General features: G+C 34.0%; 29 protein-coding genes. 20 read left to right on the top strand and 9 right to left on the bottom strand.

The window, feature by feature from the left end:
- Window positions 1-99: 99 nt before the first annotated feature.
- A complete protein-coding gene (locus tag AC4FRF_RS06970; RefSeq protein WP_491158767.1) occupies window positions 100-1,224 on the bottom strand; it encodes a cysteine desulfurase family protein in 1,125 nt (374 codons plus the stop codon).
- A gap of 83 nt (window positions 1,225-1,307) precedes the next feature.
- Here AC4FRF_RS06970 and AC4FRF_RS06965 point away from each other — a divergent pair, with 83 nt between their 5' ends.
- Complete coding sequence (locus AC4FRF_RS06965) at window positions 1,308-2,285, top strand: hypothetical protein (RefSeq protein WP_491158766.1); 978 nt, start codon at window positions 1,308-1,310, stop codon at window positions 2,283-2,285.
- Window positions 2,286-2,358: 73 nt separating this feature from the next.
- Here AC4FRF_RS06965 and AC4FRF_RS06960 read toward each other — a convergent pair whose 3' ends face one another.
- Window positions 2,359-2,910, bottom strand: coding sequence for a DUF8465 domain-containing protein (locus AC4FRF_RS06960; RefSeq protein WP_491158765.1), 552 nt, complete (start codon window positions 2,908-2,910; stop codon window positions 2,359-2,361).
- Window positions 2,900-3,082, bottom strand: coding sequence for a hypothetical protein (locus AC4FRF_RS06955; protein WP_491158764.1), 183 nt, complete (start codon window positions 3,080-3,082; stop codon window positions 2,900-2,902). Before AC4FRF_RS06955 ends, AC4FRF_RS06960 begins: the two co-directional genes overlap by 11 nt.
- 246 nt (window positions 3,083-3,328) lie before the next feature.
- Between AC4FRF_RS06955 and epsC the strand changes: the two genes are divergently transcribed.
- A complete protein-coding gene (gene epsC, locus AC4FRF_RS06950; RefSeq protein WP_491158763.1) occupies window positions 3,329-4,120 on the top strand; it encodes a serine O-acetyltransferase EpsC in 792 nt (263 codons plus the stop codon).
- A complete protein-coding gene (gene cysM, locus AC4FRF_RS06945; protein ID WP_491158762.1) occupies window positions 4,121-5,008 on the top strand; it encodes a cysteine synthase CysM in 888 nt (295 codons plus the stop codon).
- A 71-nt stretch (window positions 5,009-5,079) separates the two neighbouring features.
- On the opposite strand, the gene AC4FRF_RS06940 is transcribed toward cysM, so the two are convergent.
- Together AC4FRF_RS06940 and AC4FRF_RS06935 are read right to left on the bottom strand one after the other, a co-directional pair.
- A complete protein-coding gene (locus AC4FRF_RS06940) occupies window positions 5,080-5,490 on the bottom strand; it encodes an OsmC family peroxiredoxin (RefSeq protein WP_491158761.1) in 411 nt (136 codons plus the stop codon).
- A 157-nt stretch (window positions 5,491-5,647) separates the two neighbouring features.
- Window positions 5,648-6,691 carry a sensor histidine kinase gene (locus AC4FRF_RS06935; RefSeq protein ID WP_491158760.1) on the bottom strand — a complete coding sequence of 348 codons (1,044 nt, stop codon included), beginning with the start codon at window positions 6,689-6,691 and terminating at the stop codon, window positions 5,648-5,650.
- A gap of 141 nt (window positions 6,692-6,832) precedes the next feature.
- Here AC4FRF_RS06935 and AC4FRF_RS06930 point away from each other — a divergent pair, with 141 nt between their 5' ends.
- Both AC4FRF_RS06930 and AC4FRF_RS06925 read left to right on the top strand, forming a co-directional pair.
- A complete protein-coding gene (locus AC4FRF_RS06930; RefSeq protein ID WP_491158759.1) occupies window positions 6,833-7,477 on the top strand; it encodes an SGNH/GDSL hydrolase family protein in 645 nt (214 codons plus the stop codon).
- 11 nt (window positions 7,478-7,488) lie between these two features.
- The gene (locus AC4FRF_RS06925) at window positions 7,489-8,475 is read left to right on the top strand and encodes an aldo/keto reductase (protein ID WP_491158758.1); all 987 of its coding nucleotides are present in this window, start codon (window positions 7,489-7,491) and stop codon (window positions 8,473-8,475) included.
- Between the two features lie 44 nt (window positions 8,476-8,519).
- Here AC4FRF_RS06925 and AC4FRF_RS06920 read toward each other — a convergent pair whose 3' ends face one another.
- Entirely contained in the window at window positions 8,520-9,416 is an 897-nt protein-coding gene (locus AC4FRF_RS06920) for a LysR family transcriptional regulator (RefSeq protein WP_491158757.1), read from the bottom strand.
- 95 nt (window positions 9,417-9,511) lie between these two features.
- Here AC4FRF_RS06920 and AC4FRF_RS06915 point away from each other — a divergent pair, with 95 nt between their 5' ends.
- Window positions 9,512-10,123, top strand: coding sequence for an NAD(P)H-dependent oxidoreductase (locus AC4FRF_RS06915; protein ID WP_491158756.1), 612 nt, complete (start codon window positions 9,512-9,514; stop codon window positions 10,121-10,123).
- Window positions 10,124-10,177: 54 nt separating this feature from the next.
- Here AC4FRF_RS06915 and AC4FRF_RS06910 read toward each other — a convergent pair whose 3' ends face one another.
- Complete coding sequence (locus tag AC4FRF_RS06910; protein ID WP_491158755.1) at window positions 10,178-10,627, bottom strand: hypothetical protein; 450 nt, start codon at window positions 10,625-10,627, stop codon at window positions 10,178-10,180.
- A gap of 212 nt (window positions 10,628-10,839) precedes the next feature.
- Between AC4FRF_RS06910 and ilvD the strand changes: the two genes are divergently transcribed.
- The 5 genes from ilvD (at window position 10,840) to AC4FRF_RS06885 (ending at window position 16,133) form a co-directional block, all read left to right on the top strand.
- Window positions 10,840-12,528: a dihydroxy-acid dehydratase gene (ilvD, locus tag AC4FRF_RS06905; protein ID WP_491158754.1), complete on the top strand. Its 1,689-nt coding sequence runs from the start codon at window positions 10,840-10,842 to the stop codon at window positions 12,526-12,528.
- A 151-nt stretch (window positions 12,529-12,679) separates the two neighbouring features.
- Entirely contained in the window at window positions 12,680-13,177 is a 498-nt protein-coding gene (locus AC4FRF_RS06900; protein ID WP_491158753.1) for a YdeI/OmpD-associated family protein, read from the top strand.
- Between the two features lie 113 nt (window positions 13,178-13,290).
- Window positions 13,291-14,703 (top strand): 23S rRNA (uracil(1939)-C(5))-methyltransferase RlmD, encoded by a 1,413-nt coding sequence (gene rlmD / locus AC4FRF_RS06895; protein ID WP_491158752.1) that lies wholly within the window; start codon window positions 13,291-13,293, stop codon window positions 14,701-14,703.
- A 91-nt stretch (window positions 14,704-14,794) separates the two neighbouring features.
- Entirely contained in the window at window positions 14,795-15,319 is a 525-nt protein-coding gene (locus tag AC4FRF_RS06890; RefSeq protein ID WP_491158751.1) for a DUF6452 family protein, read from the top strand.
- The gene (locus AC4FRF_RS06885; RefSeq protein WP_491158750.1) at window positions 15,291-16,133 is read left to right on the top strand and encodes a DUF6048 family protein; all 843 of its coding nucleotides are present in this window, start codon (window positions 15,291-15,293) and stop codon (window positions 16,131-16,133) included. The genes AC4FRF_RS06890 and AC4FRF_RS06885 overlap by 29 nt, the downstream gene beginning before the upstream one ends.
- Before the next feature lie 124 nt (window positions 16,134-16,257).
- On the opposite strand, the gene AC4FRF_RS06880 is transcribed toward AC4FRF_RS06885, so the two are convergent.
- Both AC4FRF_RS06880 and AC4FRF_RS06875 read right to left on the bottom strand, forming a co-directional pair.
- The gene (locus tag AC4FRF_RS06880; protein WP_491158749.1) at window positions 16,258-16,494 is read right to left on the bottom strand and encodes a hypothetical protein; all 237 of its coding nucleotides are present in this window, start codon (window positions 16,492-16,494) and stop codon (window positions 16,258-16,260) included.
- Between the two features lie 81 nt (window positions 16,495-16,575).
- Window positions 16,576-17,742, bottom strand: coding sequence for a THUMP domain-containing class I SAM-dependent RNA methyltransferase (locus tag AC4FRF_RS06875; protein WP_491158748.1), 1,167 nt, complete (start codon window positions 17,740-17,742; stop codon window positions 16,576-16,578).
- A gap of 160 nt (window positions 17,743-17,902) precedes the next feature.
- Between AC4FRF_RS06875 and AC4FRF_RS06870 the strand changes: the two genes are divergently transcribed.
- The 9 genes from AC4FRF_RS06870 to AC4FRF_RS06830 all read left to right on the top strand — a co-directional run bounded on the left by AC4FRF_RS06870 (window position 17,903) and on the right by AC4FRF_RS06830 (window position 25,291).
- Window positions 17,903-18,667, top strand: coding sequence for a class I SAM-dependent methyltransferase (locus tag AC4FRF_RS06870; protein ID WP_491158747.1), 765 nt, complete (start codon window positions 17,903-17,905; stop codon window positions 18,665-18,667).
- The gene (locus AC4FRF_RS06865) at window positions 18,667-19,338 is read left to right on the top strand and encodes a ZIP family metal transporter (protein WP_491158746.1); all 672 of its coding nucleotides are present in this window, start codon (window positions 18,667-18,669) and stop codon (window positions 19,336-19,338) included. The genes AC4FRF_RS06870 and AC4FRF_RS06865 overlap by 1 nt, the downstream gene beginning before the upstream one ends.
- Window positions 19,339-19,417: 79 nt before the next feature.
- Window positions 19,418-20,239, top strand: a complete 822-nt coding sequence (gene murQ, locus AC4FRF_RS06860) for an N-acetylmuramic acid 6-phosphate etherase (protein WP_491158745.1) — start codon at window positions 19,418-19,420, stop codon at window positions 20,237-20,239.
- Window positions 20,240-20,308: 69 nt separating this feature from the next.
- On the top strand, window positions 20,309-20,530 hold the full coding sequence (locus AC4FRF_RS06855; protein WP_491158744.1) for a DUF6095 family protein: 222 nt from the start codon (window positions 20,309-20,311) through the stop codon (window positions 20,528-20,530).
- Window positions 20,530-21,102, top strand: coding sequence for a pentapeptide repeat-containing protein (locus AC4FRF_RS06850; protein WP_491158743.1), 573 nt, complete (start codon window positions 20,530-20,532; stop codon window positions 21,100-21,102). The genes AC4FRF_RS06855 and AC4FRF_RS06850 overlap by 1 nt, the downstream gene beginning before the upstream one ends.
- Before the next feature lie 210 nt (window positions 21,103-21,312).
- The gene (locus tag AC4FRF_RS06845; RefSeq protein WP_491158742.1) at window positions 21,313-21,687 is read left to right on the top strand and encodes a DNA topoisomerase IV; all 375 of its coding nucleotides are present in this window, start codon (window positions 21,313-21,315) and stop codon (window positions 21,685-21,687) included.
- Between the two features lie 130 nt (window positions 21,688-21,817).
- A complete protein-coding gene (locus AC4FRF_RS06840) occupies window positions 21,818-22,588 on the top strand; it encodes a TerC family protein (RefSeq protein ID WP_491158741.1) in 771 nt (256 codons plus the stop codon).
- 115 nt (window positions 22,589-22,703) lie between these two features.
- The gene (locus tag AC4FRF_RS06835; protein ID WP_491158740.1) at window positions 22,704-24,641 is read left to right on the top strand and encodes a DUF294 nucleotidyltransferase-like domain-containing protein; all 1,938 of its coding nucleotides are present in this window, start codon (window positions 22,704-22,706) and stop codon (window positions 24,639-24,641) included.
- Entirely contained in the window at window positions 24,641-25,291 is a 651-nt protein-coding gene (locus tag AC4FRF_RS06830; RefSeq protein ID WP_491158739.1) for a 3'-5' exonuclease, read from the top strand. Before AC4FRF_RS06835 ends, AC4FRF_RS06830 begins: the two co-directional genes overlap by 1 nt.
- Window positions 25,292-25,319 lie beyond the last annotated feature (28 nt).

The raw sequence follows: 25,319 nt of genomic DNA, 5'->3' as shown, positions 1-25,319 counted from the left end.
TAACTGTTTTTGACAGGATTGTCATTTGACTTTGCTCAAGATAACTGAACAAGAAAATTTGGAATAAAAAAACGTCCTCACATCGGGACGTTTTGAATTTTATACCGTTTTTAAAGCTTCGATTAAACCATCAATATCTTCTTTGGTATTGAAATGGCTGAACGAAATACGTAAACTGGGTTTTCGAACCAAATCATACGAAAGAATTTCAGCCAAAACATGCGAAGGTTTTATACTACCACTCTGGCAAGCACTTCCACGCGAAACAGCAATGCCTCGCATGTCCAAATGAAATAAAATCATGGCTGTCTTTTTTTCTGAAAAAGGCAATAATACATTTAGAATATTATAAAAAGAATCTTTCGTTCCATTGAAAGCTACGTCTGGAAAAGTGATTTCTAATTGTTCAACCAGGTAGTTTTTGAGTGCGCTAATATGTTCTCTTTCCTGTTCCAAATGCATATAAGAAAGTTCCAAAGCTTTTGCCATTCCTGCTATTTGATGTAAGGCTTCGGTTCCGGCGCGCAAGCCTTTTTCCTGCTCACCTCCAAAAAACAAAGGTTGTAATCCTGAATTTTTTCGAACAAAAGCAAAACCAACACCTTTAGGTCCGTGAAATTTATGCGCACTAGCCAACACAAAATCGACTGGCAGCGCTTGCAAATTCAAAGGCATTTTCCCCATCGACTGTACCGTATCCGAATGAAATAAAGCACCGAATTGCTTACAAATTAAGCCTACACGCTCTAAATCCAAAACTGTTCCTATTTCGTTATTCACGTGCATTAAACTTACCAAAGTTTCACCTTCTTGAGACAATAAATCAGCCAAATGCGTCAAATCGATGCTTCCATCAGCCAATAGATTTACATAATCTACCTGAATACCAAACTCTCTTTGCAAAGCGGTTACAGTCAATAAAACAGCATGATGTTCTATTTTGCTACTAATAATGCGTTGTACACCTAAATCCTGAACAGCAGAACGCAAAATCCAATTGTTAGCCTCTGTTCCACCAGAAGTAAAAATAATTTCTTGCGCATTTACATTCAGCTGCTTGGCAATTGATTTTCTAGAAAGTTCAAGAATATTTTTAGCATTGCGACCAAAACTATGAGTAGACGATGGATTTCCATAATCTTCTGTTAAAACTTTAGTCATTTCTTGTACCACTTCTGGCCGAATTGCTGTAGTTGAGGCGTTATCGAGATATATTTTTTTCATTGCCGCAAAGTTATAAAATAATCAATTATCAAAAGAGGATTCTCATTTGTCATTTTTTGCCTATTTTTGTCAAAATTTTTAAAATGAAAAAAGCCCTAAGCCTTTTGGTTTTATTAGCATTTATCAATGCCTGTGACGACGGAAACTTAACCCAAGAAGATATTACTTTTGAGGATGTAAATACGCAAAGTTGCACCAACAGTAGTACCAATACATTAATCTACAAACTGAAAGAAAAGGAAGCTCTAATTATGGAGATTCCTACAACTACTTTCACTAACGAACCTACTCCTGAAGGTGACCCTATTCAATTAAACATTGGTACTTCATCTAACAGAGTAGTATATCGTTTCTATAATGGAACGGTAGCTACTGATAACATCTGCGAAACTATTGCGCCTGCAACCCCAGTTATTACAGAACAATGGACAGCTACCAGCGGTATCATACAAATTGTAACTACTCCAAAAATAGACAAAAATGAAACCACAAATGCAACCAAAATTACCGGATACAATCACAACATTGTATTCGTAAATGTAAATTTTAAAAAACCCGACGGTACTGATCAAAAATACGACAGCTTTCCTTTTGGAAATTACACAACATCAGCAACTAATTTGCCTTTTAATTTTGACCAAACTCTAGAAAAATGTACTACTTCTAATGAGGTGTACAATTACAATACGAGTGAAGCTTTAATTCTAAATATTGATCCTAACTTAATCCTAAACGAAGTTACGCCACTTAATAGTCCTAGAACAGGACTCATAGGTACAACAACTAATAGTTTTACCTATCGCTTGTTTACCGGTGGTGGTTTATTAACCGGAGATTATTTTTGTCAGAGTCCAGTTCCTACTACTCCCGTGCTTAATCAAGAATGGAATGGTGAAGCTGGTGTGGCAGGTCAAACTGGAATTATCGAGGTAACCACAACAACAAGTGGAGCAAGCTTTATACATACTATTGTACTTAAAAAAGTTTCCTTAAAAAAAGGAAATAGCAGTTTTTCTCTTGGAGACAGCTATACTTTAGGAGAATTATTTACTACTCCCTAAACTTAAAAAAACATAAAAAAAAGCTCATTTGAATGATACAAATGAGCTTTTTTTTTTATGATTGAACTTTTCTTTATTTTTTACTTTGTTTGATGTAAACTTCAGTAGCGCCTTGTCCGTATTTTTGATAATTGGCTTCTTGAAAATCAATATTGTCATAACGCCCTAATAAAAAATCCAATTCGGCTTTCAGCACGCCTTCTCCTACTCCGTGAATAAAAACAATTTTAGGAATTCTATTTTTTATAGCAAATTCAATATGGCGTTGTGCTGTTTCCGCCTGGAGTGTCAAAATATCATAATTAGACATACCGTGTTTGTTTTTTACCAATTTTTCAATGTGTAAATCAAATTCAGGCACTCCTACTTCTCGCTTTTCTTTTTTCTCCTTAACAAAGCTTCTTGGTTTAGGAATGGATTTTTCTTTTTTAATCTCTTCTACATTAATTCGTCTAATTGAATCCATCAAATTACCCGAATCACTCGTTTTAACCAATTCATTAGCAGCAAAATTCATTACAAAACCTTCATCGGTTTCAATAGTAACTTCCTGAGCATTAACGCTCAATACCGTTCCATTAATAGCCTCATCGAGTACCGAAACTTTATCTCCTTTAGTCAACATCTTCTTCTTTTTCTGGATTCTTACTTGGTGTTTTTGCACTTAATCGCATCATTCCAAACATAAAAACAGCCATTGCAATGACGCTTACATATACATTTTTGTCGGCTGTAGTTTGCTCATAAAAGGCTACTACAATAGCAATAAGCATGATAGGAATAACTAATTTTTTCATTTTTATACTTTGAGTTTTCAAAAGTAATAAATTTAAAATTGCCGTTTTAAAGAAAGCTACTTTCCCTTGCATAAAAATGGAATCAAAAAGCCAAAGAATACATTGAAATAAAAAATAACTTAGAAGCAAGAAAGCCTCTTAGTTCTTATCTGTTTATTCAAAATAGTTCAATATATTTGTTTTATATTATGCAATAGCATTAAAAAACAAAAAAGAGTGCTTTCTCCAAAATACAATCCAAAAGTCATGACAAAGGATCTTATTATAAAAAACATCGCTGAGCTAAAAAGCCACACCTCTATAAATTATGGCATTAAAACAAAGGTAGAAGCATTTACAGAAAAAATATTTTACACCTTATTTGATGCTAATGCTCCATTGAGTGAAAGTATTGATGAATTAGAAAAACAATTCAAAGAAATTGCTGTTTTAGCCTGCAAAAAACCCAATGCATTATGCGATGCTACTTGGGATCAATTTGTTGCCAAATTACCTTCGGTATTAGAAAAACTCAATCAAGATGCGTCATACATTTTAGAAAATGATCCCGCTTCCAACAGTATTGAAGAAGTGTATCTGGGCTATCCAGGATTTTATGCTATTGCTATTTACCGCATTAGCCATGAATTATACGCCCTAGATTTATTGTTGTTTTCTCGCTTAATGAGTGAATATGCCCACCGCATTACTGGAACTGACATCCATGCAGGTGCTCAGATCGATTCGCCATTTTTCATTGACCATGCAACCGGAATTGTTATTGGAGAAACAGCCGTGATTGAAAAACATGTTAAAATTTACCAAGGAGTTACGCTGGGTGCACTAAGTGTAAGCAAAGAAATGAAAAATGCCAAAAGACATCCTACTGTAGAAAAAAATGTCTGTATTTATGCCAATGCAACCATTTTAGGAGGCGAAACAACCATTGGAAAAAACAGTATTATTGGTGGAAATGCTTGGATAACCAAATCAACCCCAGAACGATCAATAGTAACCAACACCACTACTACAGAAGTAAAAATAAAAGAATTAAAATAAATGGATCCACAAAAAATATTAAACTTAATTGGTAATACTCCCTTAGTAGAAACAACCAATTTGGTAAAAAATAAAAACGTAAAATTATTATTAAAATTAGAAGGCAATAATCCAGGAGGTAGTGTAAAAGACAGGGCAGCTTACTTTATGATTAAAGGGGCCATGGATCGTGGCGAAATCAAAAAAGGGGATAAATTAATTGAAGCTACCAGCGGAAATACAGGAATTGCTCTAGCCATGATTGCCCAGTTATTAGGCATTGAAATTGAATTAATCCTTCCGGAAGACTCCACCAAAGAACGTACTCAAACCATGCGTGCTTATGGCGCAACTGTAATCCTTACTTCTGCCAAAGAAGGAATTATTGGTTCCAGAGATTATGCCGATAAAAAAGTAGCCGATGGGGGTTATTTAATGCTGAATCAATTTGCCAATGATGACAACTGGAAAGCACATTACAACACTACAGGTCCTGAAATATGGAATGATACTCATGGTACAGTGACTCATTTTGTGTCGGCTATGGGGACTACCGGAACCATTATTGGAACTTCCACTTATTTGAAAGAACAAAATCCAGCAATACAAATTATAGGAGCACAACCATCTGAAGGTTCTCAGATTCCTGGAATTAGAAAATGGCCCGTAGAATATTTGCCTAAAATTTTTGATCCTTCAAAAGTGGACCGTACTATTGATGTGAGTGAAAAAGAAGCACGCGAAATGACCAAACGTCTTGCTCTGGAAGAAGGTGTTTTTGCAGGAATGAGCAGTGGTGGTGCTGTAGCCGTAGCTGTAAAATTAGCCGAAGAACTAGAATCTGGAGTAATTGTAGCTATTATTTGCGACAGAGGCGACCGTTATTTATCTTCTGATTTATTTGATTAATAACTTCATTGAAAACATAAAAAAAAGACTCGTTTTTTAAACGAGTCTTTTCATTTATAAAAATTTTTCTTTTAAACTAAAGTAGCTGAAGTACTTATTGTAGTATTAAACAATTTGGAAATTGGACAATTCTGTTCAGCTTTTGTTACTAATTCCTGAAACGTCGTATCCTGAATTCCTTTTATTTTAGCAATTACGGTTAAATTGGATTCTTTAATTGTCCCTTCCAATAAATTAATAACACATTTGGTTTCGATACTCTCAATTTCAAATCCGGCTTCGGTAATATATGCCGATAATTGCATGGTAAAGCAGCCCGAGTGAGCAGCAGCAACTAACTCTTCTGGGTTAGTTCCTACACCTTCTTCAAAACGAGAATGAAAGGAATATTGTGTATTTTCTAATGTTTTACTTTGAGTAGTAAGGACTCCTTTTCCTTCTTTTAGAGAACCTTTCCAGACTGCGGTAGCATTTCTTTTCATAACTTACTATTTATTGTTAAATTATTATTGCTCTTAAAAATCTATTATCACTACTAATTTAAGTCTTTTTGACACAACTCATTGAACCGCTCTTTTATTTAACATTAAATTAAAATTTATTGATGAAACCAAATAAATCAAACCATAACTAATTGATTTAAAATGCTATTGTAAAAGTAGCTCCTTTATTTTTTCCTTCGCTAGTTGCCTTCAAAAAACCTCCATTACGCTCAACAATTTGTTTACACAAATACAAACCTATCCCGGTAGAAGATTCTTTTAAAGTACCTAATCTACTCATTTTAGTAAACTTATGAAATATTCTATCCGACTCATTGGCATCAAAACCCACTCCATAATCAATAACTTTTATATAAATATTTTTCTTATCGCTAAAAATATTCAATTGAATTTCAGCATCAGAAAAAGAAAATTTAATCGCATTGTTTAGCAAATTAAACAAAACTCTAATCAATAATTCCTGATCAATTTTTAGAGAAATGCTTTCTAATTCGATTTGTTTGATTAATTTAAGTTTTTTAGCAGTCAAAGATTGCCTTACTTGATTTTCAATTTTTTCAACCAACACTATCAGATCAATTGTTTTTACCTCTTGACTTGTTTTTACAATTTCATCCTGTTCTTTTAGCATTCGTATAAAACTCTCTATATATCTAAATTGGTCATCTGAAGATTCACAAATCAACTCGGCCAATTCTTTTACTTCTGTTGAAGGATTAGTTTCTAATATCATAGTTGCCAATGATTTTGGATTTCCGGCGAAGTTTTTTAAATCATGCGAAAGCAAATAAATCAAATCTTGTTTTTCTGTTTTAAATTCTTCGCTTTCTAAAATCGATTTTTGAATATTGGATAACAATAAACCAGCTTCGTCTGTGAAATGAAGTGGCAAATTGGCAATTTTTCTGTCCAATTGGTACTCATTCAGCGCTTTTGAAGCCAACTCAATAGGCTGAATTAATTTTTTCAATACCCATAAAGTTACCCCTGTTGCTATTAAAGTCATGATTAATGAAAAAAGAAGTAAATTGATAGGGGAAAAATTAGCTTTGGCATAAAGCACAAAAAATAAGATTCCGATTAAAGGAATATGAATCCCTATAAAAGCAACAAAAAGAAACTTAAAAACATAGCTATTTTTAAGAAAACCTATGGATGATAATTTTTCGTAGAACTTCATAAATGTAGTAGTTTTGGATAAAATCAAATGTACGAAAAAACCACTTAAAATTATCTAAAATTTTATTTTTAAACAAAAAAAGTCCAAATAAACTTCAAAATAAATTCATTAGTTTTGTTTTAAGTAATAAATTAGTGACCGATGAATGGAAGTTTACCAATGCAAGACTGGCCTTATTTAGAAAAATACATGCAAGAAAACGCTAGACTTCCTCACTCTCAGGCCAATGAAAACAGAGTGGTATTCTTGGGCGATTCAATAACTGAATTTTGGAGTAAGGAACATTCTTTTTTCACTGAAAATAAATCCTTCATCAATCGGGGTATTAGTGGGCAAACCACACCACAAATGTTAGTTCGTTTTAGAGCCGATGTGATCGATTTAAAACCTAAAATAGTAGTTATTTTAGCAGGGGGAAATGATATTGCAGGAAATACAGGCCCTTCAACTACTAAAATGATTTGTGATAATATCTTTTCGATGATTGAATTGGCTCAACTACATCATATCAAAGTTATTCTTTGCACTGTTTTGCCTGCTAATTTTTTTTATTGGAATCCAAAAGAACAACCGGCAGACCGAATTATTGAATTAAATACACAACTTAAAAATTATACTAACACTAATGGAATTCCGTTTGTAGATTATTATTCGGAAATGGTAGATGATGAAAAAGGGCTAAAAACAATTTTGTCCGAAGACCGTGTACATCCTAATACTGCTGGTTACGAAATCATGAGTCCACTAATAGAAAAAGCTATTAAATCAACTTTAAATAACAACTAAAAAAAAATAACATGAACTATAGAAAACTAGGGAAAACCAATTTTGAAATATCCGAAATTGCACTAGGAACTTGGCAAGTTGGCGGAAAATGGGGTTCACCATTTAACGACCAATCAGCCGATACTCTTTTAAATACTGCCATCGACCAAGGAGTTAATTTCATTGACACAGCCGATGTTTATGAAAATGGCTTGAGTGAAAAAGCCGTTGGGAGAGTCATTCGTTCCCGTTCTGAACGTATTTATGTGGCGACTAAATGTGGTCGACATATTAATCCGCATGTCAATGAAGGCTACCAACCGAAAGTGTTGCAAAAATATGTTGAAGACAGTTTGCAAAGATTAGGCTTAGAAACACTGGATTTAATTCAGTTGCACTGCCCTCCTACGGAAGTTTTTTATCGTCCGGAAATTTTTGAACTTTTTGACAAATTAAAAAAAGAAGGAAAAATTCAAAATCTAGGTGTGAGTGTAGAAAAAGTAGAAGAAGGACTAAAAGCAATGGAATTTGAAAATGTGACCTCTATTCAAATTATTTTCAATCTTTTCAGACAACGTCCGTCTGAATTACTTTTTGAACAGGCAAGAAAAAAAGATGTGGGAATTATTGCTCGCGTTCCTTTAGCCAGCGGATTATTGACAGGTAAATTCTCTGAAAAATCAATTTTTGACAGCAAAGACCATCGTTTTTTTAATCGCGAAGGCGCTGCATTTGACAAAGGAGAAACTTTCTCAGGAATTAATTACGAATTGGGTTTAATTGCGGTAAACGAACTAAAAAAATTATTCCCTGAAGTTTCAAATTTGGCTCCAATTGCCCTGCAATGGATTTTAAGTTTTAAAGAAGTAAGTTGTATTATTCCAGGTGCTTCAACAGAAAGTCATGTATTATCTAATCTTTCCACATTAGAATTACCAGCCCTAACTCCAGAAAAAATTGCTGCGATGAACGAAATCTACGAGCACTACATCAAAAAAGAAGTACATAATTTGTGGTAGAAAAATAAAAATCAACATAGACAACTGTATTGTCTATGTTGATTTTACAACATCACTTTCTTAAACAAATCTTTTATTAAATCGAGCTCTTTCTCGTAAGCAGTATTTTTTCTGTTCGCAAAATAAAGCGTGTTTTTCAACTTTTTATGTCCTTCCCAAAGCAATTTTACAGTGCCACTTTCTACTTCTTTTTTACATAAAAAATTAGGAATAACAGCTAATCCGTTGGCACCATTTAAACATCGCACAATAGAATGGATATTGGGAACAATATAATTGGGTCTGAAATCCGGAAAATTATCAAAATTGAGTTGCCAAAAACGAAAAAGATGTTCCATATCTCCCGTTGTTCCATACCATTTTTGACTTTTCAAGTAATTCTCAGCTGCTTTATATTTTTTTTGTTTGACCAATTGCTGTAACTCCGAATCATCAACTTCACTTCCTCCAACCAAAACAATGGTTTCTGACGAAAATGCTTCATAGGAAATATTAACTGAATCTACTTTTTGTGGAGAAATTACCAAATCTAAAATTCCCTTATCTAAATTTTCGAGCATTTCAGGATATTCACCAAAACGAATAATCACATTAAAGGGTAAGGTCGAAATGTATTGTTCTAAAGTAATTTGGAAAGTCTCAAAACACATTCCGATACTAATTGTTGGCGTGTGCTTTTCAGTACTGCGTTGAAAATTTTTCTCGGCATCTTCCAGAATTTTCAAACCTTCAGCAATGGCGTTGTATAAAATTTTGCCTCTTTCAGTTGGAATCATTTTACGTCCTGTCCTATCAAAAAGTTTATAGCCTACATAACTTTCTAAGGAACTCAGATGCAAACTCACGCCGGGCTGCGAAATAAAAAGTGCATCGGCAGCTTTTGTTAATGTTCCTGTTTTATAAATCGCTTTAAAAGTACGATACCATTCTAAATTGACCATAACTATTATATTTATAATACAAATGTATAAATTATACTATTTTAACAATACCAATATCTACTCTAACTTTGTACCAACATAAAAATAAAACATACATGAAAAAGATATTTATCATAAATGCAGGTCAACGTTTTGAACATTCTGGTGGATTGTTCAACAACACTATTACGGAAGCTACTCAGCAATTTTTCGAACAATTAGAAGATATCGTCGTTCAAACTACAACTATAGAAAACGGATATATACCTATGGATGAAGTAAGTAAATTTGTTTGGGCAGATGTTATTATTTACCACACACCCGTATGGTGGTTCCAACTTCCGTTTAATTTTAAAAAGTACATTGACGAAGTTTTTAGTGCAGGATACAATAAAGGAATTTATCGCAGTGACGGCAGAAAATCAAGCAATCCAGAGATCAATTACGGAACGGGCGGAATGATGCATGGCAAAAAATACATGCTTACTACCACCTGGAATGCACCAGCGACTGCTTTTACACTTCCTGGCGAATTTTTTGATCAAAAATCAGTGGACGAAGGTGCTTTTTTTGGTTTTCATAGAATGAATGCTTTTACAGGAATGACTCCATTAAAAAGTTATCACTTTCATGATGTGGAAAAAAATGCCAATATTGAAAAGGATATGAAAACCTACAGCCAACATTTAAAAGAAACATTTTTTGATTGTTTAATAGCTTTGAACTAAAACTAAAAATCCGTCTCATTCTAAAAACGAGACGGATTTTTGCTATTGGTAAACTTATTTCTTAATTTCTTCAAATACAAATTCAGGATTACTATAATCTATGGTATCCCCTTTTAAAAAAGAAGGAATTCCCATATAAACTGAAATAACTCCTTTGCCCAAAATCAATTTATTATTTCTTTTTAACAACGCAACAGGATAGCGCTTCAAAACGCCTCCGCCATAGGGCGAATAATAAAAACTCCCTTTAATAGTATCTCCGGAAATAATTCCTCTCACCTCACCCGAATCTTTATGAAAACCTTCGTAACGAATTTCGTATTGCCCAAAAAAACGATTATCTTCTAATTTTGTAAAAGAAAGCAAAGCCGTATCTGCATTATTTACAGCACGATAATAAAAATATTTACCTTCCTTAGTAGCATCTCCACAATTATAAAGCATGGTACAAACAACAGCACAAAAACTAATAAATACTACTTTTCTTTTTGATATAAAATTCATTTTTTAAAATAATTTAGAAACAAAGATAAAATAGCACCTTTATTAATAATACCAGAATTCATTAAAACTTTATTTCTATAATCTGTTTTAACGTAATATTATCAATGCTTTTCTAAATACAACAAAGATTAAATCTAAAGATTACTTATCTTTGCCGCCGAAAAAAAATAATCATACAAATTACAAAAAGTATATAAAAACTTAAGTTTATTATGAGAAGTGATGAAGTAAAAAAAGGGCATCAAAGAACCCCGCACAGATCATTGTTTAGAGCAACAGGCTTAGTCGATGAAGATTTTGACAAACCATTTATTGGTGTTGCCAATTCTTATATTGAAATTATCCCTGGACACTTTTTCCTGGACAGAGTTTCAAGAGTGATCAAAGAAGAAATTAAAGCCAATGGTTGTGTGCCTTTTGAATTCAACACTATTGGAGTGGATGATGGGATTGCTATGGGACATGACGGAATGCTTTTCTCGTTACCATCAAGAGAACTTATTGCAAACTCTATTGAAACTGTAATGAACGCTCACAAACTGGATGCTATGATTGCCATTCCTAACTGTGATAAAATTGTTCCGGGAATGATTATGGGGGCTTTACGTGTAGATGTTCCTACTATTTTTGTGAGTGGTGGACCAATGAAAAAAGGACATACTAAAGATGGTGTTCCTATCGATTTGGCTACGGCTTTTGAGGCGGTTGGAAAACACGAATTAGGTGAAATTACCGATGAAGAATTAAAAGACATTGAGTGTAATGCCTGTCCAAGTGGAGGAAGTTGCTCGGGAATGTTTACCGCTAACTCTATGAATACTTTGATGGAAGCTATGGGAATTGCACTTCCTGGAAACGGAACCATCTTAGCTTTAACCAAAGAACGTGAAGAATTATACCGTCAGGCGGCAAGAAGAATTTGCGAAATTGCCAAAGACGCTGCACAAACCGAAAAATTCAAACTAAAAAACATCCTTAATGAAAATGCCGTAAGAAATGCTTTTGCTGTAGACATGGCAATGGGCGGAAGTTCGAATACGGTTTTACACATGTTAGCTATTGCTAAAGAAGCGAATGTTAATTTTAATTTGGAAGACATCAATAAAATTTCAAAAAGAGTTTCTCACATTGCTAAAATCTCTCCAAGTTTATCAACCGTTCACATGGAAGACATTAACACTGCGGGTGGTGTAAATGCCGTAATGAAAGAAATGACCAAACGTGGTGATGACATCCTTTTAAACAACCTTACTATTACAGGAGAAACGATTTTAGAAAAAATCAAAGATGCTTATATCAAGGATACAAACATTATCCACACCATTCACAACCCTTATTCTGAAGTGGGTGGTTTAGCGGTTTTGTACGGAAATCTAGCCGAACAAGGTGCCGTTATTAAAACTGCCGGAATTACCGGAGACCGTGTTTTCACAGGAACAGCCGTTTGTTTTGACGGACAGGCTGAAGCTATTGAAGGAATTCTTGGCGGAAAAGTCAAAGCAGGAAATGTTGTTGTTATTCGTTACGAAGGTCCTAAAGGCGGTCCAGGAATGCAGGAAATGCTGGCTCCTACATCCTTAATTATGGGAATGGGACTTGGAAAGTCGGTTGCTTTAATTACCGATGGTCGTTTCAGTGGAGCAACTCGTGGGGCTTCTATCGGTCACGTTTCTCCGGAAGCTGCCGAAGGCGGAATGATTGGTTTGTTAAAAGATGGAGACGAAATCCATATCGACGTAGATCAATACATTTTATCGGTAAACTTATCTGATGAAGAAATTGCAAAAAGAAAAGCGGAATTTGTTCCTCTAAAAAAAGAATTAACATCAAGATGGTTAGGACAATACCGTTCGTTAGTAACCAATGCTAGTAACGGTGCGGTTTTAAAATCGGATTTGTAATTTTTTAGATTGAAAGATTGAAATAACAATCTTTTAAAAAATATGAAACCTTGTTTTCCTCATTTTATAGTGAGTGAGAACAAGGTTTTTTTATTGAATTTAATCTTTCAATCCAAATTCTTATTTTAGCAAACAGATAAAATCCTTCTTTATGGCAGTAGAAACAAGCTATACTTTTTTGGCAACCATTGAAATTATTGGTATCAATCCGTTTGTTTTTGTTCCCGAAGAAATTTTAAATGCTATTTTTGAACAAGCTGGAAAATCCAAAGGTCCTATTCCAATTAAAGGAACTGTTAATTCACTTCCTTACATCCAAACTTTAATGAAATTTAAAGGAGAATGGCGTTTGTACATCAATACTAAAATGCTTAAAAATTCACCTAAAAGAATTGGAGAACAAATAGAAATTAGCATAAGTTATGATGCTGAAAAAAGAGAAATCCCCATTCATCCCAAACTGTTACAAGCTTTAACAGAAAATGTCGCAGCAAATACTGTTTTCCAAAATTTACGTCCTTCATTACAACATGAAATCATTCGATACATTTCGCATTTAAAAACAGAAGAAAGTGTCGATAAAAATATTCTCAAAGCAATTGCCTTTCTATTAGGTAAAGGAAGTTTTGTGGGAAGAGAAAAGCCTTGATTTTGAAGTAGAAAAATGCACTTACAAATTGCAACTGCGATAAAATTCGCCACTTTTCAAAAATATTTCCCAATTTGAATTTATAAAAGCGAACAAACACTTATTTTTGCGCCATGGGTAGAAAAAATACAGACAAAGTTGTCTTTCATCAGATAAAAGTCCTTGATGCAGGTGCAAAAGGCGTTTCGGTAGCAAAGGCTCCCGATGGAAAAGTAGTGTTTATTCCAAATGTGGTTCCGGGTGATGTGGTGGATGTGCAAACTTTCAAAAAGCGCAAGGCGTATTATGAAGGAAAAGCGGTTAAATTCCATGAATTTTCGGAGCATCGTGTAGATCCTATCTGCGAGCATTTTGGTGTTTGTGGTGGTTGCAAATGGCAAAATATGAACTACGACCAACAATTATTTTTCAAGCACAACGAAGTAAAAAATCACCTCCAACGCATTGGAAAAATTGAACTTCCTGAGTTCGAACCTATTTTAGGCTCGGAGAAAAAGTTTTTTTACAGAAATAAAATGGAATTTTCATTTTCCAACAGCCGTTGGTTAACCGAAGCTGAAATTGGAAGCGATGAAGATTTAGGAAACAGAAATGCCCTTGGTTTTCATATCCCAAAAATGTGGGACAAAATCCTGGACATCAAAAAATGTCATTTGCAGGAAGATCCTTCAAACGCAATTCGAAATGAAATTCGTGATTTTGCTAACGCAAATGATTTAACTTTCTTTAATCCGAGAGAACATTCGGGTTTGTTGAGAACCGTTATGTTGCGTACCGCTTCGACTGGCGAAATCATGCTTTTGATTCAGTTTTTCGAAGATGATAAAGCCAACAGGGAATTATTATTAGATCACATGTATGCCAAATTTCCGCAAATCACTTCGTTGCAATATGTAGTGAACAATAAAGCAAATGATACGCTTTACGATCAGGATATTAAACTGTACAAAGGACGTGATTACATCTTGGAAGAAATGGAAGGTTTAAAATTTAGCATTAATGCCAAGTCATTTTACCAGACCAATTCGGATCAGGCTTACGAATTATACAAAATAACGAGGGATTTTGCTGGATTGACCGGAAAAGAAACCGTTTATGATTTATATACCGGAACAGGAACTATTGCACAATTTGTTTCTAAAAAAGCAAAAAAAGTAATTGGTGTAGAAAGTGTTCCGGATGCAATTAAAGATGCTAAAGCCAATGCCGAACGCAATAACATTGACAATTGCGAGTTCTTTGTAGGTGACATGAAAGTGGTTTTCAACGATGCTTTTATTGCACAACACGGTCAGCCGGATGTTATTATTACGGATCCACCACGTGATGGAATGCACAAAGACGTGATTGAACAAATCATGAAAATTACTCCTGAAAAAGTGGTTTATGTAAGTTGTAACTCGGCTACACAAGCCCGCGATTTAGCTTTAATGGACGAGAAATACAAAGTAACTCGCGTGCGTCCAGTAGATATGTTTCCACAAACACATCACGTAGAAAATGTGGTGTTGTTAGAAAGAAGATAGCAATTAGTACATAGTACCTAGTCCTTAGTTTTAAAAAATAACCAAAGACTAAGGACTAAGGACTAATAACTAGGGACTAAGACTAAAAAATATGAAAAAAACGATATTACTTTTATTAATACTCTGCTTTACCTTCTCCGGCTGTGAGAAAGACGACATTTGTGATGCTAATACCATTACTACTCCCCGACTAGTAATTACGTTTTATGATTTTAACAATTCATCTGTAGAAAAGAATGTAACAAATCTAAGTATCTTTGGAGACGGAAAGGATGAACCTATTACATTTAATGGGACTAACTTAATAAACGGCAGTACTGTTTCTATTCCTTTAAAAGTAGACGCTGATACAGTTACTTTTCATTTTTTCTTGAATTATGGAAGTACCAATCCAGCTGCACTTCCTAACGAAGATATCCTTCAATTCAATTATACTAGAGATAATATTTTTGTGTCTCGTGCCTGCGGATTTAAAACCAACTATATTTTAGATGCGTTTAACCCATTTGTACAAACGGAGCCAACAACTCCAGACACCAAATGGATGCGATATATTTTTGTACGCAACAGTAATATAACCAACGAAAATGAGACACACCTTGAAATATATTTATAGCAGCTTTCTTTTTTTGTCTTTGCTTTTCGCAAATGCACAAGAAACACAAGTTCCGATAAACAGTACTACAAAGGATACTATCTCCAAAGGAGTTATTCCTAAAAAAGCTGCTGTAACTACAAAGGCTAATGCAGTTCTAATAAAGGATTCTATTGCGGTAGCTCCAGTTAAAAAAGACCGCTATGGTGTGCGTGTAGGAGTCGATTTATTTAAACTAAGCCGTAGTTTTTATGATAAAGATTATACCGGTTTGGAATTAGTGGGTGATTACCGACTAACTAAAAAACACTTTCTGGCAGCCGAAGTTGGAAACGAAAATAAAACTACCGATGACGAACGTTTGAATTTCACTACCAAAGGTTCTTACCTAAAAGTAGGTTTTGATTACAACGGCTACGAAAACTGGCTCGATATGGAAAATGTAATTTCTATTGGGTTGCGATATGGTTTTAGTACTTTTAACCAACAATTGAATAGCTACAGAATTTACAATACCAATCAGTACTTTGGAGAAACAGCTGCATTGACTTCTGGTCAAAAATACAATGGTTTAACAGCAAGTTGGATTGAAGTAGTAGCCGGAATGAAAGCCAAAGTATTCAATAATGTATTTGTTGGTTTCAGTCTGCGATTTAACCGATTAATAAGCAACAAGCAACCTTCAGGTTTTGAAAATTTATACATTCCAGGATTCAACCGCACTTACAATGGCGATTTTGGAGTAGGATTTAACTATACCGTTACCTATTTTGTTCCTATTTTCAAAAAGGTGGTAAAACCAGAACAAACTAAGAAAACAGATAAAAAGAAATAAAACAGTTTTATAGATGTCTAAATACAGGGAACAGATTTGATATCAGCAAAAACCGCAAATTCATTAATTTAATAAATGAATTTGCGGTTTTTTATTTCTGATTACTGCTTTCTGAATAGTAAATTTATCCTATTTCTTTCACATTTTTAGAAAAAACCCATTTCATATATAATTTTTCTCCATCATTGGTCTTTACCGCTTGAAATTTAGGCCCAACAAATGTTGCTATCACAAATGCTGCAAAAGGCTCCCAAAAACCAGTAAGCCCAGCATATTGATGGATTAAATAACGTGATAATATAAACAAACTAGCAAAAGTTCCTAGTTGGTATAAAAATGCTCTTAATTGTAATTTACTCATTGTATTGATTTTTTTTATTCTATTTCCTTTTTCTAAATACAGTAATCTGTCCAGTATAAACTTCCCAATGACTACTGAACACTACTCTTTCTCCACTTGAAACTTCGTTCTCTTACTTCCTTCATACATTTCGTATTTCACCAACCTTGCTTCGAGTCCGGCATTGAACAATTTTATTTTTCGAGAAGGTCGCAAGCCAACAAACTTCAATGCATCCAAATTTCCTGTAATAAACCAGGCGTTCGTTCCTGGATAACTTTTCTTTAAAGTGTCCCCAATATTTTTATAAAACCCTTCCATTTGAATATCCAAACGCTCATCATAAGGCGGATTAAAAACGATGTGCAATTTGCCTTCTGAAGTTTTTTCGCTGTCGAAAAAATTATTTTCTGAGATTGTTACATATTCCTCCAAATTTGCATTTCGGATATTTTCCTTCGCTTTATTTACTGCCGAAGGCGCTTTGTCATATCCTTTAATCGTATGATGGAACTCACGTACTTTTCCTAACAAACTATCGGTGATTTTATCAAACAAATCATTATCCCAATCTTTCCATTTTTCGAAAGCAAATTCTTTACGGTTGATGTTTGCCGGAATATTACACGCAATCATGGCTGCCTCAGCAAGAAAAGTTCCCGAACCACACATAGGATCCAAGAAATCCGTTTGTCCGTCCCAACCTGATAGTAATAAAATACCCGCTGCTAATACTTCGTTTATTGGAGCAATATTAGTAGAAGTTCTGTAGCCACGCTGATTTAATGGTTTCCCTGAAGTATCTAATGCAACCGAAACTTGGTCTTTATCAATGTGAATATTAATGCGTAAATCGGGATAGGCTTTATCAATACTAGGACGCTGTCCTGTTCTTTCTCTAAATTGATCCACAATAGCATCTTTACATTTTTGAGAAACAAATTCGGTATGATTGAAATATTCTGAATGTACTGTAGCGTCAATTACAAAAGTCTGATTAGCATTGATAAACTTAGACCAGTTTACACCCGAAACACCTTTGTACAATGCTTTTTCGTTATTAGCTCTAAAAGAATAAATAGGTTTTAGGATTTTTAATGCAGTACGCAAAGACAAATTAGCCTTGTACATAAACCCTTTATCGCCTTTAAAACTCACCATTCTTACTCCTTGCTCTACGTCTTGCGCTCCTAAATTTTTCAATTCAGTAGCTAATATTTCTTCAAAACCAAAAAAGGTTTTGGCAATCATTTTAAAATTTTCTTCCATTTTGTATATCGATTATAACAAAGCTAATTTCAAAAAAATCCGATTTGTAATAAAATTTATTATTTTTTTAGCAATTGCCTGCTGTTGAATCCACTTCCTTTGGCAATTTTTCAGCAAAAATACACTAAATTTGCGGGATAGAATTAATTGAAAAGAATAAATGTCTGAAGTTCAAAATCCAACACATCCAAATCAAGATCAAGCTGGTGAAGCTTGGTTCAGTTCTTGGTTTGATACACCTTATTACCACATCCTTTATAAAGACCGTAACGACCGTGAAGCTCAGCTTTTCATGGACAATTTAACACATTATTTAAATCTTCCGGAAAATGCCAAAGTTTTGGATTTATGCTGTGGCAAAGGCCGTCATGCCATTTACTTGAACCAATTAGGCTTTGATGTCATTGGTGCTGATTTATCTGAAAACAGTATAGCCGAAGCCAGCAAAAGTTCCAATGAAAGCCTGCATTTTAAAGTACACGACATGCGCGAAGCATTCGAAGAAAAATACGATGCTATCTTTAATTTGTTTACCAGTTTTGGATATTTTGAAAATGACGATGACAATTTAACGACTTTAAAAGCCATTAAAGACAGTTTGTCTGACTATGGTTTTGCAGTAATTGACTTTATGAATGTCAATCAGGTAATAGAAAGTCTTGTTCCTGAAGAAGTAAAAACAGTAGACGGAATCGATTTTCATCTAAAACGTTACCTAAAAGACGGACATATTTTTAAAGAAATTGATTTTGAAGACCAAGGTCGAAAATACCATTTTACCGAAAAAGTAAAAGCCTTAACGCTACAAGATTTTGAAGCAATGATGGAAGAAGCCGGTATTTATCTTTTAGATATCTTTGGTGATTACAAATTGAAAAAATTCCACAAAACAGAAAGCGAACGACTCATTCTTATTTTCAAATAATGAACTACCTTTTACCTTTACTTTCGGTACTCCTTGGATACATTATTGCATTGGTTATTAAACCAAAAAACAAAACCAACCTCAAACTCCTATTGGCGTTTAGTGGTTCGTTTTTGCTTTCTTTAACCGTGATGCACTTATTACCGGATGTTTATGAAAGTCACAATAGCAATATTGGAATTTGCATTATGCTGGGAATTTTGTTCCAAATCATCTTAGAATTTTTCTCAAAAGGCGCTGAGCATGGTCACGTACACGGACATCCTAATATGACTCATATTCCTTGGTTGTTGTTCATTAGTCTTTGCATTCACGCCTTTCTGGAAGGATTTCCCGTAGGACATCATCATGATAATTTAGCCATCGGGATTGCTATTCACCACCTTCCTATTGCCATTATTTTGACAACATTTTTTATCAATTCACATCTGAATAAAAAAGCCATTTTTGCCTTCATGCTCAGCTTTGCATTAATGACTCCTTTAGGTACTTTTGCCTCTGATTATCTAACCAGCCTAAGCCATTTTCATAACGAAATTACTGCTGTAGTCATTGGGATATTATTTCATATTTCCTCCACTATTATTTTCGAAAGTAGCGAAGGACACAAGTTTAATATTGCCAAAGTTTCCATGATTGTTTTAGGAATTGTATTAGCTTATTTTTTATAGATTTTGATTTGTGCATTTGGTTATTCATGAATGTTTTTTAGATAGCCAAATAAACAGAAAACCAAATACCCCCAAGATTATGACCTTCATAAAAACCACCGAACAATCTTCCAAATACGAGCATTTAGAAAAAATGTCTGTTCTAGAATTGTTAACGAACATCAATAACGAAGATAAAACTGTTCCACTTGCTGTAGAAAAAGCGCTGCCTCAAATAGAAATTTTAGTTAACCAAATTGTTACTAAAATGAAATTAGGCGGACGTTTGTTTTACATAGGTGCAGGAACTTCGGGACGTTTAGGTGTGGTGGATGCTTCCGAATGTCCTCCTACTTTTGGAGTTCCTTTTGATTTGGTTGTGGGAATCATTGCAGGTGGTGACAAAGCTATCCGTAAAGCTGTAGAAAATGCCGAAGACAATGCTACACAAGCTTGGATTGATTTGCAAGAATTTAATATTAATGAAAATGATGTCGTCATTGGGATTGCTGCATCTGGAACAACGCCATATGTTATTGGCGGTTTAGAAACTTGTAACCAAAATAATATCATCACAGGAAGTATTTCCTGCAATGCCGGGAGTCCGCTTTCGCAAATGGCACAATTTCCTATTGATGTAGTTGTAGGTCCAGAATTTGTTACAGGAAGTTCCAGAATGAAAGCCGGAACAGCTCAAAAACTGGTTTTAAACATGATTTCGACCGCAACGATGATCCAGTTAGGAAAAGTAAAAGGCAATAAAATGGTCGACATGCAATTGAGCAATAACAAACTGGTGGATCGCGGAACCAAAATGATTATGAGCGAAATTCCCGTAAACTATGACGAAGCTGCTCAATTACTAAAAATTCACGGCAGTGTGCGTAAAGCGGTTGATTTCTTTAATGCAAATAAGCTATAAGTTAGGTGTTATGCGTTGCTAACAACCGCTACCCCTATAACTTAACCCATAATTCATAACCTTTCCAAAATGGCAACAAACAAAGAATTATTATCCAAAGGTGTAAAATATTTATCTGGCGCATTACCTTTGCTTTTTATTGGTCCATCGTTGATTTACAATGCATTTATGAATCAAAAAAACGTATGGCATTATTTAGTTCTTGGAATTGGAATCCTTGCTTGTTTGACATCAATGTACTTAATTTTTCTAGGATTAAAAACCATTATGAAAGCCTTATTTAACGACTAATGGAAGACTTAATTCACATCCAAAAAACTTTTGAAAAAGTAGTTTTTATCAATAAAAAAGTGAGTCATCGCGAATTTGAAGATTGTGTTTTTAAAAACTGTGACTTTTCCAATAGTGATTTCTCGAACAATACTTTTATGGATTGCGAATTCATCAACTGCAATCTTTCGATGACTGATCTGGGCAATACCAGCTTAAAAACCGTGCATTTTTCAAACTGTAAATTATTGGGAATTCAATTTAACCATTGTGCCGATTTTATGTTTGCCGTGAGTTTTAATGATTGTATTTTGGATTATGCTTCTTTTTCGAATAAAAAAATGCCAAAATCCAGATTCAATTCTTGCTCTATGAAAGAAGTCAGTTTCATTGGAAGCAATCTTTCTAACTCGGTTTTTGACAATTGCAATCTGGAAAATGCTGTTTTTAACGACACCGAATTGAAAGAAGTGAATTTCCTGACGGCTTACAATTATAAAATTGATCCAGAATTCAACCCGATGAGAAAAGCCAAATTTTCGATGCAAGGAATTCCGGGGCTTTTAGACAAATACGATATTAAAATTCAATAAACCTTTTTAAGAACTGAAAAACAAAAATTATGAGATTTCAACTTTTATCTGATATTGGTGGATTTATATATTGGATAATTATTAAATTTTGTAAATCTGATTTAGAAATTGAACTAGCACAAGACAATTGGGCGAGAAACATTTTAATTTCTTTAATTCTCTTTGTTATTCTCATGTTCATTTCGGTAAAATTTAATTAAAATTACAATCATGAAAAAACTTATTCTACTGCCCTTACTCCTTATTTTTGCTTCATGCTACAATGCCGAACACAATTGTGCCGCTTTCAAAACAGGAAAATTCAAATTTGAATATGAGGTAAACGGTGTAAAAAAAGTCACGCTTTTTCAACGTAATGACAGCATCGAGATTGAAACTTTTGATGGAAAAACAGATACTGCTACGATTCGCTGGGTTAGTGATTGCGAATACATTTTAAAAAAAATACATCCTAAAAACATGGCCGAAGAAAAAGCTATTGATATGAAAATTTTGACGACTTCGGGAAATTCATATACCTTTGAATTCGGTATGGTTGGCTCTGACAAAAAACAAAGAGGTACTGTAACTAAAATTTCAGATTAAATAAAAACTTTGGACTAAAATCCTATTTTAATCAGTGCATTTTTTGAAACAAAAGATAATGCTCTGAAAGTACATAGTTTTAACTATTTTTGAGAACAAGTAACTCATAACTCATAACTCACAACTCAAAATGGAAGTATTTTTAAATGCTGATGCTTGGATTGCTTTATTGACACTAACTTTTCTGGAAATTGTTCTGGGAATCGACAATATCATTTTCATCTCGATTGCCACTGGAAAACTACCGCAAGAAAGTCGTAAAAAAGCAACCAAAATAGGTATGTTTTTAGCGATGTTTATGCGAATAGCATTACTGATGGGAATATCATACCTCATTGCGATGAAAGAACCTTGGTTTACTATAGATTTAAGCTGGATAAAAGCACAAATTTCGGGGCAGAGTATCATTCTGCTTTTAGGCGGACTGTTCTTAATTTATAAAAGTACAAATGAGATTAGAGAAAAAGTAGACCATAAAGGAGAAGAAGAAAAAGAAGCTGGCAAATCGGCAGCTAAATCCTTTAGTAGTGTGATTCTTCAAATTATTTTGATTGATTTAGTATTTTCATTTGATAGTATTTTAACGGCTGTGGGAATGACTAATGGTGTAACAGGTGCGCTGTACATTATGATTGCCGCCGTAATTATTTCGGTTTTAATCATGATGCAATTTGCTGTTCCGGTAGGAACTTTTGTGAACAACCACCCCTCTATTCAAATTTTAGGATTATCTTTTTTAATTCTAATTGGGCTAATGTTATTGACAGAAAGTGCTCATTTATCTAATGCTTTAATTTTTGGCAGTCATGTTACACCGATACCAAAAGGCTATTTGTATTTTGCCATTTCATTCTCTTTATTAGTAGAAGTATTAAATATGAAAGTCTCGAAAAAAAAGTAAAACTTAAAACTTATATCCACATAAAAGCTCCTTAATTTGGAGCTTTTTTTATTATAGAACATAAAAATTAATAAATTAGCATACTAAACTAATTCAGCCAGCAAACTAATACTAAATGAAAAATACCATATCACAAAGGGTTGCCGATTTTTTAAAAAACTTCCCTCCTTTCAGCTTTTTGGACCAATTTGATATTGAAAAACTTTCCGAAAAAGTTTCTATTATTTACAAAGAAAAAGGAAGCGTAATTTTTGAAGAAAATGAAGAAACCCACGACTGCTTTTACGTAGTGCACAAAGGAGCTGTTGAACTTCGCAAGAAATCCAAAAACAATATTCTGGATATGTGCGACGAAGGAGATATTTTTGGTTTGCGTCCTTTGATTGCGCATGAGAATTATAAAATGGAAGCCCTTGCACATGAAGAATGCATTCTATATGCTATCCCGATTGACATATTTAAACCTTATGCTATCAAAAATCATAATGTAGGTGGTTTTATCATCGATAGTTTTGCATCAAATACTCAAAATCCATTTTCAAAAAGCCATAGCGACAAGCTTTATGGTAATCAGTTTGAAGATGAAAACATGGAGACCGAAATAATTGACACAGATGCCAAAATATTAGATTTACAACCCATTAAATATTCTAAAAAAATCATTACCTGCTCCCGTGCAGCAACGGCTAGAGAAATAGCCTTAACAATGACTAAGAAAAATGTGGGAGCTATGCTGGTTGTAGAAGATATGCTGCCAATAGGTATTATTACCGATAAAGATTTAAGAAATAAAATTGTTACGGGAGAATATTCAATCAACACTACAGCTGATGTAATTATGAATTCACCCGTAATTACTTATTCTAAAAAAATGACCATTACACAAGCACAAATGGCCATGATGAAAAGCAACATTAGCCATTTATGTTTAACAAAAGATGGAACTGCCAACACCAAAGCCATTGGGATTTTATCCAAACATGATGTTATGGTTGCATTAGGAAATAATCCTGCGGTATTAATTAAAGCTTTAAAACGTGTCAAAAAAGCAAAAGCTATCAAACCGATTCGTGCCAAAATAATGCATTTATTACAAGGTTATTTAGACCAAAATATACCTATTACACTCACCTCAAAAATCATTACAGAATTAAACGACGCCTGTATCCAGAGGGTAATTGAATTATCTTTAGCCAAAATGAGTACTCCTCCTCCAGTGCGTTTTTCTTGGCTTGCTATGGGCAGTCAGGGACGCAGTGAACAGTTATTGCATACCGATCAGGATAATGCCTTAATTTATGAAGATGTTCCTAAAGAGAAGGAAGAAAAAACCAGAAAATACTTTTTAGAATTGGCCACTATTGTCAACAAAGGGCTTTTTGAAATTGGATATGAGTATTGTCCTGCCGAAATGATGGCTTCAAATCCTAAATGGTGTTTGAGTTTGAACCAATGGAAAGAATTAGTTCATGACTGGATTAGTAAACCTGGAAAAGACGAAGTTTTACTTTCTTTTATCTTTTTCGATTACAGCTTATCCTACGGAGATCGAGAACTAGCCAATGAGTTAGCCGATTATATTTTTGGTGATATTGAAGCTAATCCTATTTTTTATGTTCATTTAGTAAGTGGTGCTTTGCAAAGCCCTTCTCCAACAGGTTTCTTTAGACAGTTTTTAGTAGAACAGGATGGTGCTCATAAAGATTTCTTCGACATCAAAAGAAGAGCACTTATGCCACTTGCCGATGCTGCCCGTGTTTTAATTTTATCACATAAAATAAAAGGCATCAGCAATACTCCGGAACGTTTTGAAAAATTAGCCGAATTAGAACCTCAAAATAAAGAACTGTATTTATCATGTGCTTACTCCTATAAAGCCTTGCTTAAATTCAGAACCAAACAAGGATTGCTGCACCATGATTCGGGACAATTTATTGAGTTGGAAGCACTTTCTAAATTAGAAAAGGTAAAACTCAAAGCTACTTTTAAAACCATCAAAGAATTACAAGAAGTAATTTCAATTCGTTTTAATCCTGGAAAAATTACCATATAATGACTTTTAAAGAAAAAATTATAGAAGTACTTCAAATATTAGGTATTGTTAAAGTTCCTATTGATGAACGTTTAAATATTCCTATCGAATCCGCACGTTTTGTGGTTTTAGATACAGAAACTACTGGTTTTGATTATACAAATGACCGTATTCTTTGTATAGGTGCAGTCGTTTTACAAAAAGGAACAATCAATTTGCAAGATGGATTTGAACATTATATAGATCAGGAACATTTTGACAAATCCAGTGTTCAAATACATGGAATCATCAGGCGTGATGTATTAAATCACAAATCTGAAATTCAGGTACTGCAAATGTTTTTAGACTATTTAGGTGATTCAATAATTGTAGCACATCATACCAAATTTGATGTTACCATGATTAATAATGCCCTGGAAAGAAACGGATTACCTATATTGACAAACAAAAGTTTAGACACAGCTGTTTTATACAAAAAAACATTAATTCAGTCTAATTTATTAGAACGCAAAGACCATTATACTTTAGATGATTTAGCCGATAAATTTGATATATCTAAAAAAGACCGTCACACAGCAATGGGTGATGCTTATATTACCGCTATAGCTTTCCTGAAAATTGTCAAAAAACTCAAAGAGAATAAAAAAACTTTGGTATATCAGCTTTTCTAGATAAAATTAAAAAGCTTCCACCGAATAG

The sequence above is a fragment of the Flavobacterium sp. ST-158 genome (assembly GCF_058309975.1).
Note: the sequence above shows the minus strand (reverse complement) of the source record. Positions and strands in the feature narration are given on the sequence as shown.